Raw genomic sequence first — 15703 nt, 5'->3', positions numbered from 1 at the left:
AGACGGCAAAATTAAACACCTGTTCGATAAGTTTAAAACCAAAGATCACCATCAGGTAGTGTTGGATTATCTCGCAGCAGAATAAGTTAGCGGCAGAGTAAGTTACTCGCTGTTAGAAATTAGACATAAAAAAGCGTTGCTCAAGGGCAACGCTTTTTTGTGGGTGTTGATTAAATTATACTTTTCATCGAAAGGTAAACTCACAGCGACTATCAAACGCTCAATGATGATAATGTCTGAAGTCAAGATTTGACCCCTACGGCTTTCTGACCCCTACGGCTTTCTATGGTTTTTGTTCTACATTCGCTACGCCCAAGATCGACATATCTATTATCTGATAATTACTGCAAATTTATTTACTCAGCGACGTTTGACAAAAGTAAATTTAAATCATCGATGACTTGAGTCCACATGCTGTTTTTATCCCATTCCTCTTGGAGAAACGTGCGTTGGCTATCATTCCAAATCTTAGATTCTTTTAATGATTCGCCTGCTGCTAATTGATTTTTTTCGATAAACTCATTAATGGCGTCATCCGAACTGTCTAATCCTAATTGCGCAAACAAGTTATTCATCGTATATTCTGATTCTGCTAACATTTTGTTTCTCCTACAATTATTTTAATTTAAACCTTAGCATATTGGCCCGGGTAAGTATACTCAGCCCGGGTAGACCACGCGGCTTACCCTGTGTTTTGGTTCGTTAATAAATCCCCACATCAAGCCCAGCTGCTATGGTCATACCTAACGCTTCGCATTGCTCAAGAAACGCTGGTTGCCAGTCGCCACGACACACTAATGGTGGATGAGCCCAGTGCCAACGCAAGCCACTACAAATTGATTCAACTGCTCGGCAAGTACCAGTACCATCGTTACCAGCACGAACAAATAATGCACAAGGCAAACCCTGTTTTACATCTAGGCAAGGGTAATAACAACGGTCAAAAAAATCTTTCAATGCGCCACTCATATAACCGAGGTTTTCCGTCGTGCCCATAATTATCGCATCGCAAGCTAATACATCTTCAGGTGTGGCGTTTAATGGTGATACCCAGCGGGCTTGTACTTGCTCAATTTCTGGATGCTGTGCCCCTGTCAAAACAGCATTAACCATTAACTGGGTATTTTTAGAGGGCGCATGGGCAACAATTAACAGTGTTTTCATAGTTTTCCTGCTTTTGTGTTTTAGCGGCAACTGTTTTTCGCCAGCTGTGTTACTGCCGGTAGAGTAGAATTTTTATACTATAAGATAAAGCCATTGATAAGTTAATACTATGTCATTAGATAAAATACCGGCGCAAATTGCCACTGCTCGGCAAGGGCCATGTGAAAAAATGCCGCCTGTGAAGACAAAGGGGTCAAATCTTGACTTCAGACATCACGATTAATTAACGACTGATCTCCAATCGTACGACAACGATAAATGCTGATAATAATTGGCAAGATATTTTGCTGTGTCGGGTGGCGCTTCGCTTATCCGACCTACGTTTTCAAATATATAATGCGGGTTTATTAGGGGACAAGGGGGTCGGGACAAGGGGGTCAAATCTTGACTTCGGGAGACAAAGGGAGACAAAGGGGTCAAATCTTGACTTCAGACATCACGATTAATTAACGACTGATCTCCAATCGTACGACAACGCTAAATGCTGATAATAATTAGCAAGATATTTTGCTGTGTCGAATGGCGCTTCGCTTATCCGACCTACGTTTTCAAATATATAATGCGGGTTTATTAGGGGGTGGGTATTCGTTGGGTTTCGCTACGCTCTACCCAACCTACGTCGTTTGTCTTAAATTTTTACGCAAGCAAAAATAGCATTGCCCGAATTACCATTCCACGGGGTTATTTGCTCATAGTTATGCTCAAATATATGGATTTCGAAATAAGGCTGCAAAACTGCTTTTAGCTCAGTGAAGCTAAGCGCCACCATGGGGTGTTCATCATTCCAGATGAATGTTTCATCGCTTGTGGTTTTTTCAATACGCAGTTTTAGCGACTGTTTTTCGCCCGTGCCACTGTAATGCCAGCCAGAGCTGAAGGTAAATAAACTATTTTCACTAGTTGCTGTATGTTTTACAAATGAATCGTTATTTATAGTATTTTTATCAACTGCGTTAAAACACAACATGCCACCGGCTTTTAGTGCGTTATGTACGCTGATGATACATGCTTTTAATTTTTCAATGCCATCACAGTAGTGAATTGAATACAAAAAACAGGTAATTAAATTTTGCTGCTGCGCTACGGTAAACTCGCTCATATTTTGCAATGTAAATTGTGCTTCTGGGCAGCGAATAGCGGCTCGATCTAGCATAGGTTGATTAATGTCGAGGCCACTGCTTGTATAGCCAAAATTAATAAAATGCCGTACATGCGGGCCTGTGCCACACGCTAAATCTAGGTGTGTATTTGCGCCATTACCAAAAATTTGGTGTAACCGTTTAATAAAATGGCTTTGAGCTTGATAATCTATATCAGCGCACATTAAGTCATAGTAACCAGAGAGATCTGTGTATAAAGCATTTGCGGACATATTGGCCTAGTTATTAAAGGGTAAGTAATTTGGGTGGCGCATAGTAAACTAGTTATTAGTATTAGCGAAGTAAGCTTTAGGGTAGATGTAATTAAGGGTGTCGGATGGCGCTTCGCTTATCTGACCTACGTAATATAAATTAACGCCGAGCTGGTATTAGCTCACAGCTAATCACTTAAAACCCGGCTTAATTATTAGCTAATCCCTAAATACTTATGCACTTGAATTGATAAACGCCAGTTTTTAGCAATACAGGTTTTAATAGCCAGTTTAGTTGCAGACTCTTTTTGGCTAATAGGCTGTAAATAAACCAATTTAGGATTAACACCCGTTTTAACAAACAGCTCTTCTAGCTCCTCTACATGCTTTTGCATGGCAACGGGGTGTTTAATTTCGTTGGCGCGCTGCATGGCGGTTGTAAGTACCTCAAAACCGCCGCGCATATTAATTTTTGGCGATACAGTAACCCAAGTTTGCGCTGGGGCAAGTATTTCAAAGGTGCCGCTGGTTTCTATTTGCGTACTGAAGCCGTTTTCGTGCAATAAATTACACACTGGGTTTAAGTCGTACATGCAAGGCTCGCCACCTGTGATCACCACATGCTTTGCGGTATAACCACGTGATTGAAATAACGCTAATATGTTTGCTGCGCTGGCTTGTGCCCAATGATCTGAATCGGCCTTTTTTTCTACTGTTTCGTCAAGCGACACTTTGTACACATTATCAACATCCCATGTTTGTTTTGTATCGCACCAAGAGCACCCTACTGGGCAACCTTGCAAACGCAAAAATATAGATGGTGTACCAGTATAACTAGCTTCACCTTGGATGGTTTCAAACACTTCATTTATTTTGTACAAAAGAGAACTCACTTACGATCAAGCAGCAAAATTGCTACCATTAAGGACTAAATAGCGCAGCGCAAAAATTGTTATTTATGCCGTGGGCATGTAGTATATCGTGCCCTGATATAAACCTCTATTAAAACTAAAGAGCAAAACCAGATATGACGCAAAAAGTAGTAGTTATTTATTCCGGCGGTATGGATTCATTTACCGTATTAAATAAGGCCCTGCAACAAGGACATGATGTTTATGCCTTATCGTTTGACTATGGTCAGCGTCATGTAAAAGAACTTAAGGTGGCAGCCCAGGTATGTAAGCAATTAAATGTGCCACACAAAATTGTTGATATTTCGGCTATTAATCAAATTATTGGCGGCTCATCTTTAACTGATGATATTGACGTGCCAGAAGGCCATTACGAAGAAGACAGCATGAAAAGCACAATAGTGCCAAACCGTAATATGATTTTACTGTCTTTAGCGGTAGGTTATGCAGTGTCGCTTAAAGCGAGCCAGGTTTATTATGGTGCCCACTCTGGGGATCATGCGATTTACCCTGATTGTCGTCCTGAATTTGTGCAAAAAATGGATGATGTGTGCCGCATTGCCAACTACGATGCCGTAGAAATTTTTAGCCCGTATTTAAACAATACAAAAATTGATATTTTAACCGATGGTATTGCAATGGGCTTAGATTACAGCCAAACATGGACCTGTTATAACGGCCGTGAAAAAGCCTGTGGTAAATGTGGAGCATGCCAAGAGCGCTTAGAAGCATTTGAGGTCAATAACTTAACCGACCCGCTAGAATACGAATAAACAATTTATTAAGGCTATCATCGATAGCCTTTTTTATGGGTGCTTGTTTATAGCCAGCGTTTTACTTTGTTTTTGTATTGGATGTAATCCTCACCAAAGAGCTGAGTAAGCGCCCGCTCTTCAGGAATAATTTGAAACAGTGTTAAGTAGGCAATAAAACCCGCCACACACAAAAGTGCCCATAACGAGCTTAACCAAATACCCCACCCTAGTAGTATAAATACAAAACCCACATACATAGGGTTACGAGAAAACCTATAAACGCCACTGGTAACTAAATTTGTCGCTTGCTCTGGTTTACTTGGGTTTACTGTGGTGTTAGCCAAACGAAAACTAACCAATCCGGCAATACAAAATACGCAGCCTATAGTTACTAAACTCACCGTTAAATATAAAATAAAGGCACTAAAATCAATCACACTATAATGTGCAATTAAGGCCATTATTAATGCAAAAAAAAGCACAACAACAAGTGGAGGAATTTTATTATTTAACATAGCAGCTCACTTAATTAGTTAATAAAAGGGGCAAACTCTTTGCTTAATCATTACACAATATAGCCAATGTATAAACTACCAGCACACCGGCAATCAACATTTAGAAAAATAAAGTTACAATTAGGCGCTTTATCGTAAATGTATTACGGTTATACTTTAACCAAAGTAATTAACAGGAAGCGGTTATGTCGGGCACTACCATGATTGTATTAATTGTACTTATATCTGTTGGCTCTGGAGTTATATACGATATGTACAAAAAACATTTAGAATTTAAACACCGTATGCAAAATAATAATAGCGATGCTAATAAGCACCTTGCTGAAGTAAGTGCGCAAGTTCAAGCATTAAAAGAGCGTGTGCAAACCCTTGAAACCATAGTTACCGATTCAAGCTTTGACGTAAAACAAGAAATAAATAAACTATAAATAATTTTCATATAAATGGGCGTTTTCTGGCTGCTCAATACCGTGGGCAGCTAAAAAACCACCAATAACCTGACCACAGCCCTGTGGTGCTCGGGTGCTGTCTATTTCAAAGTTTAATTGGTTAGCGTGCTGCTTGCCCATAGAGCACAAGCCTACCGCGTCTGGCGAACGTATAGCTACACTTAACTCCCCTATTTGCTCGGCCATTACCTGTTTGCTAAAGCGTGCAAAATTTTTATATTTAAAGTGCTCGCTTACATACTCGTTACTAATGGCTACAAGCGCTGTAATAAAGCCATGTAAAAAGCTATTTGCCGACGTATCGGTTATTAAAAATGCCATGGTTTTATTATTAAACTCATTTAATTGGCAATCACTACAATTAAGCTCAAGCGTATATAAGTGCTGTTTACTGGTTATTACTTGATGGTTTTTAATCACTATGCTCATACCGGCAAATATCAGCCGTTTAGCTATCGATTGAGCGCTCGCTTGATCAGTGCTATTACTTACCAACTCAGGGTTTTGCGCCATTAATGACAAGTCGTGGTGGTTATTAAATGGCGTACTTGTTGCCCCTTTATGCGTTAATTGCAGCAGCTCTCGCACTTCGTGCTCTCGTGCTATTTTAAGTGCTAAAAACGCAGTTTGAATAAGCTCTGAGGTTGGTAGGTTTTTTTCTACTAGCCAGCGCCTGCCAAATAATAATTTTTTTGCGCGAGTGTGATTTTTGTTAGCTGCGCTATTTTTCTCGCAGTTTGAATTATTTGAATAGTTGTCTGGGCTAAGCACTGCCACTTGTAAGTAAAGCTGTTCATTTTGCTGGGCAGCAACCACTCTAAAGTGCGCCGAAAAGTCGATATTTTCAAGCACTGTATTAACACTTTCAAGTGTGTGTTGGTAGCGTAAAAAATGCTGTGGAACAACCCAATTATTATTCTTTAATTGCACCAAAGGGGCAAACGAAATTGGCTGCTCGTAACTGTATTGCCATTTTTTATTATTGACGAGAGGTATACGGTGGCTGTTTTTATTTGGCATAAATTAGTTCGCACATGGCAATGTATTGTCTGTAGCTATTTACGTTATTAGCGGCAATATTAGATCACATTTATGTGCAATTCTAAGTGGCTAATATTTAATTAATTAAGCTCTGCGTTTGTGATGATCGGGTGCAGGAATGCCTGCCTTAAAAGTAAAATTACCTATTCCCCCCATAAACACTACTTTAGGTAAATAGCGCCTTAGTAATAAAAATGGCGCATGTATTATAAACATTGCGCCACGGCTCATTTTTTACTGGTAACTAATAACTAAAAACTGGTTATTAATTAAGAGTCATAATTTAAATTAGGCTACTGTTTGCGATGTTTTATAAACAAGCGCTTTTAAGCTTCTGTCACGATCTACTTCAATAAAACGCTCTGTAGCAGCTAACCGTTCAACAAACTCAATAGCGCCCTCTGTGTGCTCTGTAATTAAGGCTTTAAAAGCCTCTTCACTAAGCTCTGGGCTATTAGCGCAAAGTAATAACTGGGTTGTATCGCTTAATAGCTCAGGTAATCTGCGCAGTACTTTTTGATAGTCTTTCGTTAAAATAAAGCTGCCTTTTTGAAAGCTTGGCGGATCAACAATAATGAGATCAAACGGCGCTGCTTTTTTTAATTTACCAAACGACTTTAAAATATCATGCGGTAAAAAGCTCACCCCTTTATTAAAGCCATTGAGCTGATGATTTTGTTTACCCACCCTAAGCACGCCTTTGCTCATATCCATGTTCATTACATGATCGGCTCCGCCTTGCATTGCCGCCAGCGAAAACCCACAGGTATACGAAAATAAGTTAAGTACTTTTGCCTGTTTACTGTTTGCTTGCACAAACTCACGGCCGCTGCGCATATCAGGAAATATTCCAGTATTTTGGCGGCTGGTTAAATCAACTAAAAAGCCAATACCGTTTTCTTTTACCACATGTTGGCTAGGCAATTGCCCATAAACCAGAGTGTTTTGGCTTTGTACACCCGCGCGCTGCTGATACACAAGCGCAGTAATAAGCTCAGGGTGATGTTGCTGCGCCCATTGCCACAGCACACTGGTTAGTTCGCTCAGCGTTGGCTCATCTATTTCATCATAAGACACTAAAAACAAACTAGGTGGGTAAAAGTCTAAGTTAATATGGCTTAGCGCTTCTACGCTATGGCCGCGGCCATGAAACACGCGGCACAGCTCATTTTTTAATAAAGGGGCATCGGCTAATGCGTCAATAAGTGGAGTAAAATTAGGGGTCATAGTTAATTTATCAACTGTTGTTGGAGTTCGTGTATTTCATCACGCACTGAGGCTGCTTTTTCAAATTCTAGATCACTGGCGTAAGCGTGCATTTTACTGTCGAGTTGCTTAATTTGCACTGTGATTTCTTTAGCACTAAGGACTTTTTTAGACTCTTTACGAATGAGTCTAAGGTTATCTTTTGGCCCTGCTTCTTCGCCTACGTCCATCGAATCTAGAATCTTTTTGGCTAACGAATGTGGTTCAATACCGTGTTCAATATTATAAGCATGCTGAATTTCGCGCCTACGTGCGGTTTCGTCCATCGCCTTAGCCATCGATTTTGTAATTCGGTCACCGTATAAAATTGCGCGCCCTTCTAAATGACGTGCGGCGCGGCCTACGGTTTGAATAATAGAGCGCGCTGAGCGTAAAAAGCCTTCTTTATCGGCATCAAGAATTGCCACCAGTGCTACTTCTGGCATATCGAGGCCTTCACGCAGTAAGTTAATGCCTACTAACACATCAAATACTCCAGCGCGTAAATCGCGAATAATTTCGACTCGCTCTACGGTGTCTATATCTGAGTGAAGGTAGCGCACTTTTACATTGTGCTCACTTAAGTAGTCGGTTAAATCCTCCGACATACGTTTGGTTAGCGTGGTAACCAGTACCCGCTCACCTTTCTCAACACTTTTATAAATTTCTGAAAGCAAGTCGTCAACCTGGTCCCCCACTGGGCGCACTTCAATAAGTGGATCAAGCAGTCCTGTTGGTCGAATTACTTGCTCTGCAATTGCGCCTACGCAGCGATCTAATTCAAAATCGCCTGGGGTTGCCGACACATAAATTGTTTGTGGCGAAATAGCTTCAAATTCTTCAAAGCGCAGTGGGCGGTTATCCATAGCCGATGGCATTCTAAAACCATATTCAACCAGGTTTTCTTTGCGGCTTCTGTCGCCTTTGTACATAGCGCCAATTTGCGACACTGTTACATGCGATTCATCAATAATCATTAATGCATCGTCGGGTAAATAGTCAAGTAAAGTTGGCGGCGGATCGCCCGGTGTACGCCCCGATAAGTAACGGCTGTAGTTTTCTATGCCTGAGCAATAACCAAGCTCGCGCATCATTTCAATGTCGTACTGCGTACGCTGTGTTACGCGCTGCTCTTCTACCAATTTATTGGCACTTAATAGCTGTGCTCGGCGATCTTTTAGCTCTTCTTGTATTTTTTCGATAGCACCAAGAATTTTTTCACGCGGGGTTACATAGTGTGTTTTAGGGTAAATAGTGGTGCGCACTATGTGTTTTTCAATTGCGCCTGTGAGGGGGTCAAAAATACTTAAGCGTTCTATTTCGTCATCAAACATTTCTACACGTATCGCAAATGTGCTTGACTCTGCAGGAAATATATCAACCACTTCGCCACGTACTCGGTACGTGCCGCGGCTAAAGTCTACATCATTACGGGTATATTGTATTTCGGCTAAGCGGCGTAGCATATCGCGCTGATCCACTTTTTCGCCCACTTTTAAAAGTAGCATCATTTTCATGTATGATTTTGGATCGCCCAAACCATAAATGGCCGACACTGAGGCTACAATTATAGTATCGCGGCGCTCAAGCAGTGCCTTTGTAGCACTTAAGCGCATTTGCTCAATGTGTTCGTTAATAGATGCGTCTTTTTCTATAAACGTATCACTAGAAACCACATAGGCTTCTGGCTGGTAATAATCGTAATAAGAAACAAAATATTCAACTGCGTTTTTAGGAAAAAACTCTTTCATTTCCCCGTAAAGTTGCGCGGCTAAGGTTTTGTTATGTGCCATTATTATCGTTGGACGGTTTAAGTCGTTAATAATGTTAGCCATGGTAAAGGTTTTACCTGTGCCGGTAGCACCTAGCAAGGTTTGATGAGCAAGCCCGGCCTCAAGTCCTTCGCATAACTGCGCAATCGCGGTGGGCTGATCTCCCGCAGGCTTAAAGTGTGACTTTAGTTGAAAATGATCGCTCAATGACTGCACTCCTGTAACGATTGGTTACTTAATGTTTCAAGCTCTTTCATAAACCATTTATAGGCCACCAAAGCGGTAAACAAGTTACCCACAGCAGCGCCAATAAATAACCCCAATAAGCCAGCAAGTTCGTTGCCTATATACGCAAAGGGTAAATAAAAAATAAATAAACGAATAATACTTAAAAACAATGCGTTCATCGGTTTATGTAAAGCATTAAACGATGAGTTTGATAATATGATCACCCCTTGCAAGCCGTAACTTAATGGAATGGTATAAATAAATAGTTTTATAACATCAATAACGGCTTGTTCTTTACCAAATAACTGGCTTAACACGCCTGCACTAGCAATTAGTAATATATAAATAATAAACTGCCAAACCATTACAAATTTTAAGGTGCCGGTGTAGGCGTCTTTCACTCTGGATAATTTACTAGCACCAAAGTTTTGGCTTATAAATGGCGGTAATGTCATCGAAAGCGCCAATACTAACAAGCTGGCAATAGATTCTATTTTACTCCCTACCCCAAATGCAGCAACCGCTTCGGGTCCATGATGAGCCACTAATGCGGTCATTACTGCCATTGCAACTGGCGTAAGCATATTTGCCCCTGCCGCAGGCAAACCAATTTTTAATATTTTACTAATAGAGCCAATAACCGTTTGTTTACCTGCTTTTAAACTCAATAAACGTTTTTTTAGTAATATATATAAAATAATCACTACCGCTACTGACCAGGCAATAACACTGGAAATAGCTGCGCCTTCAATACCTAATGCCGGAATAGGTCCAAAGCCAAAAATAAGTATAGGATCGCAAATGGCATTTATTAGCCCTGCCCCGCCCATCACAAAGCTAGGCGTTTTGGTGTCGCCGCTGGCACGTAATACCGAGTTGCCAATCATAGGTGTTATTAAACACACGCTGCCTAAAAACCATACATTCATATACTGATGTATTAGCGGTAATACGTTTTCACCAGCCCCTAGTAAAGTAAATATGGGGTCAATAAACACATAACCAAAAAAAGATAATATAAGTACCAAAATCACAGCCACCAATAAAGAAATACTGGCATCAAAACGCGCTTCATTTACTTTGTGGCTGCCCAAGGCTTTTGCAATAACCGCAGAAGTGCCTATGCCCAAACCAATGGCTAAGCTTATTACCATAAAAGTAACCGGAAATGTAAAGCTCACGGCTGCTAATGGCTCTGTTCCTAATAAGCTAATAAAAAACGTATCAACAATGTTAAACATCATCAACGACACCAAGCCAAATATCATTGGAATGGTCATTTTTTTTAGTGTTGGCGAGATAGGATCATTGAGTAAATCAGGGCGAGTATGTTTTTCTGAAATTACGCGCATAGAATAAGTTGGCCTCTTTTTACTGAGCTAAACATTTTAAAGCATCTGGGCAATTCAAGCCATGCTTTATTGAGTATAGAGGGCTAAATACCTAACTAAGGAGTAAAGCTTTGTTTTCAAGCCTTAGCGTATAAATTCACCTTGAGAGCGCCAAAAAACAAATATAGATCATTTAAATTACTTTTATAACATTTAACGCTTCATAAATGGTGCATTATCACACAACATATTTTTTTACTTTATCGTCACGAAAAGTTTTACTTATCGTTAGAGTCGCTTTCAGCATCAATTCGTAACACACTGTTTTTTAATGATTTAAAAAAACATTCTTAAAGACTTGAAATCGTTGCAGCCCCCTAAAATACTGGGGGTACTGAAGTTCATAAAGTTTAATAAACAGAGTTATCCACAGAAACCGTGGATAACTCATTCAAAGCCGCATTTATAAAGGGGTTACAGCGGATCAAATAAAATGCCGTATTAAACTTATCCACGTTACCAATATGAAAACTTTCTTGGGCTTTAATGTAAAGCTTGCTGTTAGCTGCAATCACCACCTTATTGAGCAACCTAAAGGTGTAAATAAAATTATTTAAGCTATTGATTGTGTTGTTTTTGTACAAACCTTTGCGATTGGCTAATTATTAACTAATAAGTAATTAAATAAAGATATTTTTAGTTTTTGCCGTATTCGTTTTTTATGGAATTTAAGTATTAAATCGATTTTAAGCGTTAAATTTTAAAAACCACTCTGCCTGTGTAAGCTCTTTACGGTAATGTTTTTGTAATATTGAGCGCTATTTTTAGGTGTAATGGCTGTTTTTTATATTTTAAATTAAGTAAATACGCCCTTTAATTTAATAATTTTTAAAAACAAAAGTACTTTTTCATAAAAATGACGCGCTTTAATTTTGGCATTTGTGCTATAAAACGTGCAGATCGAACACAAAAACAACGAATAGAGTTCTTTTTTGTATTTATGATCTTTTATGTGTTGACACTTTGCGGCTGGATCATTAATATTTCGCCCCGTTGAAAGGCAAGACGCTTCCCCCTTAGCTCAGTTGGTTAGAGCGACGGACTGTTAATCCGCAGGTCCCCCGTTCGAGTCGGGGAGGGGGAGCCAAGTTTTTCAACCATAAACGCTTCCCCCTTAGCTCAGTTGGTTAGAGCGACGGACTGTTAATCCGCAGGTCCCCCGTTCGAGTCGGGGAGGGGGAGCCAAGTTTATGTTTATGATAGTAGTTCCCCCTTAGCTCAGTTGGTTAGAGCGACGGACTGTTAATCCGCAGGTCCCCCGTTCGAGTCGGGGAGGGGGAGCCAAATCATAAAATAGCACTACTTTAGTTCCCCCTTAGCTCAGTTGGTTAGAGCGACGGACTGTTAATCCGCAGGTCCCCCGTTCGAGTCGGGGAGGGGGAGCCAATTGCTAATAATTCCATAGACATTCCTCTCAATATCTACTACCCTTTCTGATTAATAACTAAAGTATATTCACTCAATTTTCGTGTTATGATTAGTTTATAAATCAAGGATTTGATTCCTTCCCTTTCTGACAATTAAAAGATTGAAAAAATGGCAGGCTTTAAAAAACTCATATTAATACAAATACTCTCTTGGTTAGCATGTGTTGCCGTTGGTAGTTATTTTATAGCTATTAGCTTTAATTACACAGTTAACGAAGCGCAAAAAAATGCACAAGCTACAGTCCAAAATTATATAGATGGTTTAACTTTATCTGATATATCAACAAACAATTTTAAACGCGCTATTACTAATAACGATACTTTTGCAAACTTCATCCTCAGAGACAATCAAGGAGCTGAAGTATTTAAAGTAACGCATTCCCCTGCACTGCCTTTTATTGCCGAATTTGTACAAACAAATTTTAACTCGGTACGTCCCCAGTTTGTAAGCGGTAGTAATACTGATATAAAAGTAGAATTTACACTTAATGTGCAACGTTTTGCACACTTATTACAAAGCGCGTTTTTTATTATTGTGCTTGTTAGTACTTTTTTAGTCCTTATTCCTATGGCGTTAATGAAGACCCTTTCTCATAGAGTAAATAAAAGAATTAGTATGGACGTGGCTGATGTTATTGATGTTTATATAAATCAAAACCAGTTAGATCATGACCTAGAAGTCAGCCTTGATACAAGCAGGCTCAAAAGCCAAGGAAAGAGCTTAGTTCCTAGCTTTAATCGTTTATCGCACTTTTTGAAAAGTAAAAATGAAGATCTGCAAAACGCAGCACTCACAATAAAACACCAAGCCTATAAAGATGGTGTAACCGATTTAGGCAATCGGAATATGTTTGTTGAGTATTATGAAAAAAATATAGAAAACAGCGAAAAAAGCACTTTTGGTACACTCGCTTTAATTAGGTGTAGTGAACTGCAATCTATTAACCAAACCCGCGGTTATCAAAAAGGTGATGAATACATTAAAGGTGTGGCTGATATTATTAAGCACATTAGTGGCACCTACACTGGCAGCCAAGTATTTAGACTTAATAGTTCTGATTTTGTAGCTGTATTACCTAATATACCGCTAAAAGAAGCCGAACGTTTTGGTGAAAACTTACAATCTCGCTTTACTCAGTATCAACAAACCCAAGAGCTCAGCTCAGTGGCTAATACTGGTATTGTGGGTTACGAAAAAGCAAAACCACTTGGTGAGTTACTTTCGGTAGTAGATAACGCCATGAGTATGGCGCAATCAAAACATGCTAACGCTTGGCATGTACAGCGCGAAAGCGATTTAATTAATAATGTAAGTGCTGGATTTGGTAATCAAAATTGGCGCAAAGTTATAAATGAAGTAATTGAAGCAAAACGTGTGCATTTAGTAATGCAAAATATTATGCCTTTGGGCAAAAATATTAAAGCGTATGCTGAGATTCAGGTGCGATTTAAAACCGAAGATAATCAAATGCTACCTACAGCCTCATTTTTAGCCATGGCCGAAAAACTTGATATGGCTATAGAAATCGACAGGCTAATTATTGACTCATCACTTGAGAAAATAAAAAGCCGAAATCTTTCAGAAAAGTTTTTTGGTTTAAATGTTACGCCTTCAAGTGCGCACAACGACCAGTTTGTAATTTGGTTAGAACGCCGATTATTAAAAGATACCCATATTGCATCAAAACTTGTTTTTGAAGTAAGTGAATTTGGGCTACAACAAAACATTAAAGCGAGTAAACGCTTTATTGACATGATTCATCGCGTGGGTGCTCGCATAACAGTTGAGCGTTTTGGTGTTGGCTTAACATCGTTTAAGTTTTTCCGCGATTTAAAACCAGACTTTATTAAAATGGATGCCAGTTATACCCGCGGCCTAGAAGATGATAAAAACAATCAATATTTTATGCGCTTAATGGTCGATTTAGCACACAGGATTGGTGTAAGTGTTTTTGCTGAAGGGGTCGAAAGCCAAGAAGAAAAGCACATTATAGAAACCCTGTGCTTAGATGGTGTACAAGGTTACTACATAGAAAAACCTAAAGACATTTGATATAAGGGCGTAGTTAACCCAAGTTCAGGTTATTTAATTAATAAAAAGAGCACTTGTTGCTCTTTTTTGCTTTATTTTCAGTACTGTCACCCATACTAAAACCATAACGTTAAATAAACTCTACAAACAAATTACAGTAATTTTACATCTTCATTATGCGTTAATTATTTTACCTTATTTATTTGACTGATAACTACTCCACATGTTGTTTATCTCGGCAGAAAAAAGGATAATGCATTGGATTTTAATAGCGCGAGGCACACATGACAGAATATGTATTGTTATTGATTGGCACTGTTCTGGTTAATAACTTTGTATTAGTACAATTTTTAGGCTTGTGTCCGTTTATGGGCGTGTCGAGTAAACTAGACACGGCTATAGGTATGTCTTTGGCTACCACTTTTGTGCTTACCCTTGCCTCTGTAACCAGCTACTTAGTTAACCAATATATTTTAATACCGTTGGATATTACCTATTTACGTACCATGAGCTTTATTTTAGTGATTGCTGTAGTAGTACAATTTACCGAAATGGTAGTACGTAAAACAAGCCCTACTTTATATCGCTTGCTGGGTATTTTTTTACCCCTTATAACCACAAACTGTGCTGTGCTAGGCGTTGCATTACTTAACATTAAAGAAGATCACTCCTTTTTACAGTCGGCGGTTTATGGCTTTGGTGCCGCAGTTGGTTTTTCGTTAGTACTTGTATTGTTTGCTGCCCTGCGAGAGCGCCTTGCAGCGGCCGATGTTCCTACCCCCTTTAAAGGTGCCTCTATTGCCTTAATTACCGCAGGCTTAATGTCGATGGCATTTATGGGATTTACCGGATTAGTGAAGTTTTAATATGACCTTGTTTTATGCATTAATAGCACTAGGCTCACTGGCATTAGTTTTTGGCCTAATTTTAGGATTTGCCGCTATCCGCTTTCGGGTAGAAAGTAACCCTATTGTTGAGCAAATTGATACCATTTTACCGCAAACTCAATGCGGCCAATGTGGCTACCCTGGCTGTAGGCCATACGCCGAAGCGATTGCCAATGGCGACGAAATAAACAAATGCCCACCTGGCGGCGAAGCTACTATGAAAAAGCTCGCCGAATTAATGGGCGTTGATCCCAAGCCCTTAGCTGGCGGAGAGCAAGCTGAACCAATTAAAACTGTGGCATATATTCGCGAAGACGAATGCATTGGTTGTACCAAGTGTATACAAGCATGCCCAGTTGACGCCATTGTTGGTGCAACTCGACAAATGCATACTGTATTAATTGACGAATGTACTGGCTGCGATTTATGCGTAGAGCCCTGCCCTGTAGATTGCATTGATATGCTCCCTGTAGCCGAAACTAAACAAAACTGGAAATGGCAGTTAAATGCAATTCCCGTTACACAAATAGATTAG

The 15703-nt window shown here is 39.6% G+C and carries 14 protein-coding genes, 4 tRNA genes and 1 pseudogene; 10 read left to right on the top strand and 9 right to left on the bottom strand.

The window, feature by feature from the left end:
* Positions 1–85 (top strand): annotated as a pseudogene (locus tag H5079_RS18355) (thioredoxin-dependent thiol peroxidase); the annotation flags it as partial.
* A gap of 271 nt (positions 86–356) precedes the next feature.
* On the opposite strand, the gene H5079_RS00700 reads toward H5079_RS18355, so the two are convergent.
* The 4 genes from H5079_RS00700 to queE all read right to left on the bottom strand — a co-directional run bounded on the left by H5079_RS00700 (position 357) and on the right by queE (position 3396).
* A complete protein-coding gene (locus tag H5079_RS00700) occupies positions 357–599 on the bottom strand; it encodes a DUF2789 domain-containing protein (RefSeq protein WP_011327807.1) in 243 nt (80 codons plus the stop codon).
* A 103-nt stretch (positions 600–702) separates the two neighbouring features.
* Positions 703–1164, bottom strand: coding sequence for a flavodoxin family protein (locus tag H5079_RS00695; RefSeq protein WP_089368007.1), 462 nt, complete (start codon positions 1162–1164; stop codon positions 703–705).
* A 628-nt stretch (positions 1165–1792) separates the two neighbouring features.
* The gene (locus tag H5079_RS00690) at positions 1793–2536 is read right to left on the bottom strand and encodes a class I SAM-dependent methyltransferase (protein WP_089368006.1); all 744 of its coding nucleotides are present in this window, start codon (positions 2534–2536) and stop codon (positions 1793–1795) included.
* Positions 2537–2730: 194 nt separating this feature from the next.
* Entirely contained in the window at positions 2731–3396 is a 666-nt protein-coding gene (gene queE / locus H5079_RS00685; protein ID WP_041454388.1) for a 7-carboxy-7-deazaguanine synthase QueE, read from the bottom strand.
* Positions 3397–3542: 146 nt separating this feature from the next.
* Here queE and queC point away from each other — a divergent pair, with 146 nt between their 5' ends.
* Positions 3543–4199: a 7-cyano-7-deazaguanine synthase QueC gene (gene queC / locus H5079_RS00680; protein ID WP_011327802.1), complete on the top strand. Its 657-nt coding sequence runs from the start codon at positions 3543–3545 to the stop codon at positions 4197–4199.
* Positions 4200–4246: 47 nt separating this feature from the next.
* On the opposite strand, the gene H5079_RS00675 is transcribed toward queC, so the two are convergent.
* On the bottom strand, positions 4247–4696 hold the full coding sequence (locus H5079_RS00675) for an isoprenylcysteine carboxylmethyltransferase family protein (RefSeq protein ID WP_011327801.1): 450 nt from the start codon (positions 4694–4696) through the stop codon (positions 4247–4249).
* 185 nt (positions 4697–4881) lie between these two features.
* On the opposite strand from H5079_RS00675, the gene H5079_RS00670 reads away from it, so the two are divergent.
* Positions 4882–5124, top strand: coding sequence for a hypothetical protein (locus H5079_RS00670; protein ID WP_011327800.1), 243 nt, complete (start codon positions 4882–4884; stop codon positions 5122–5124).
* Here the strand turns inward: H5079_RS00670 and H5079_RS00665 are convergent.
* The 4 genes from H5079_RS00665 to H5079_RS00650 all read right to left on the bottom strand — a co-directional run bounded on the left by H5079_RS00665 (position 5119) and on the right by H5079_RS00650 (position 10783).
* Positions 5119–6165, bottom strand: a complete 1047-nt coding sequence (locus H5079_RS00665; RefSeq protein ID WP_086998145.1) for a hypothetical protein — start codon at positions 6163–6165, stop codon at positions 5119–5121. The two genes, H5079_RS00670 and H5079_RS00665, sit on opposite strands and share 6 nt — an antisense overlap.
* A gap of 309 nt (positions 6166–6474) precedes the next feature.
* The gene (locus H5079_RS00660; protein WP_011327797.1) at positions 6475–7413 is read right to left on the bottom strand and encodes a class I SAM-dependent methyltransferase; all 939 of its coding nucleotides are present in this window, start codon (positions 7411–7413) and stop codon (positions 6475–6477) included.
* 2 nt (positions 7414–7415) lie between these two features.
* Entirely contained in the window at positions 7416–9410 is a 1995-nt protein-coding gene (uvrB, locus tag H5079_RS00655; RefSeq protein WP_011327796.1) for an excinuclease ABC subunit UvrB, read from the bottom strand.
* On the bottom strand, positions 9407–10783 hold the full coding sequence (locus H5079_RS00650) for an MATE family efflux transporter (RefSeq protein WP_182683230.1): 1377 nt from the start codon (positions 10781–10783) through the stop codon (positions 9407–9409). Before H5079_RS00650 ends, uvrB begins: the two co-directional genes overlap by 4 nt.
* A gap of 1049 nt (positions 10784–11832) precedes the next feature.
* On the opposite strand from H5079_RS00650, the gene H5079_RS00645 reads away from it, so the two are divergent.
* The 7 genes from H5079_RS00645 (at position 11833) to rsxB (ending at position 15703) form a co-directional block, all read left to right on the top strand.
* Positions 11833–11909, top strand: a tRNA-Asn gene (locus H5079_RS00645).
* A 21-nt stretch (positions 11910–11930) separates the two neighbouring features.
* Positions 11931–12007: transfer RNA gene (locus tag H5079_RS00640), tRNA-Asn, on the top strand.
* Between the two features lie 22 nt (positions 12008–12029).
* Positions 12030–12106, top strand: a tRNA-Asn gene (locus H5079_RS00635).
* A 25-nt stretch (positions 12107–12131) separates the two neighbouring features.
* A tRNA-Asn gene (locus H5079_RS00630) sits at positions 12132–12208 on the top strand.
* A 150-nt stretch (positions 12209–12358) separates the two neighbouring features.
* Positions 12359–14302, top strand: a complete 1944-nt coding sequence (locus tag H5079_RS00625; protein ID WP_011327792.1) for an EAL domain-containing protein — start codon at positions 12359–12361, stop codon at positions 14300–14302.
* A gap of 263 nt (positions 14303–14565) precedes the next feature.
* Complete coding sequence (rsxA, locus tag H5079_RS00620; RefSeq protein ID WP_011327791.1) at positions 14566–15147, top strand: electron transport complex subunit RsxA; 582 nt, start codon at positions 14566–14568, stop codon at positions 15145–15147.
* A gap of 1 nt (position 15148) precedes the next feature.
* Entirely contained in the window at positions 15149–15703 is a 555-nt protein-coding gene (gene rsxB, locus H5079_RS00615; protein WP_011327790.1) for an electron transport complex subunit RsxB, read from the top strand.

This window comes from Pseudoalteromonas sp. SG44-5, from assembly GCF_014164175.1.
GTDB lineage: Bacteria > Pseudomonadota > Gammaproteobacteria > Enterobacterales > Alteromonadaceae > Pseudoalteromonas > Pseudoalteromonas nigrifaciens.
Note: the sequence above shows the minus strand (reverse complement) of the source record. Positions and strands in the feature narration are given on the sequence as shown.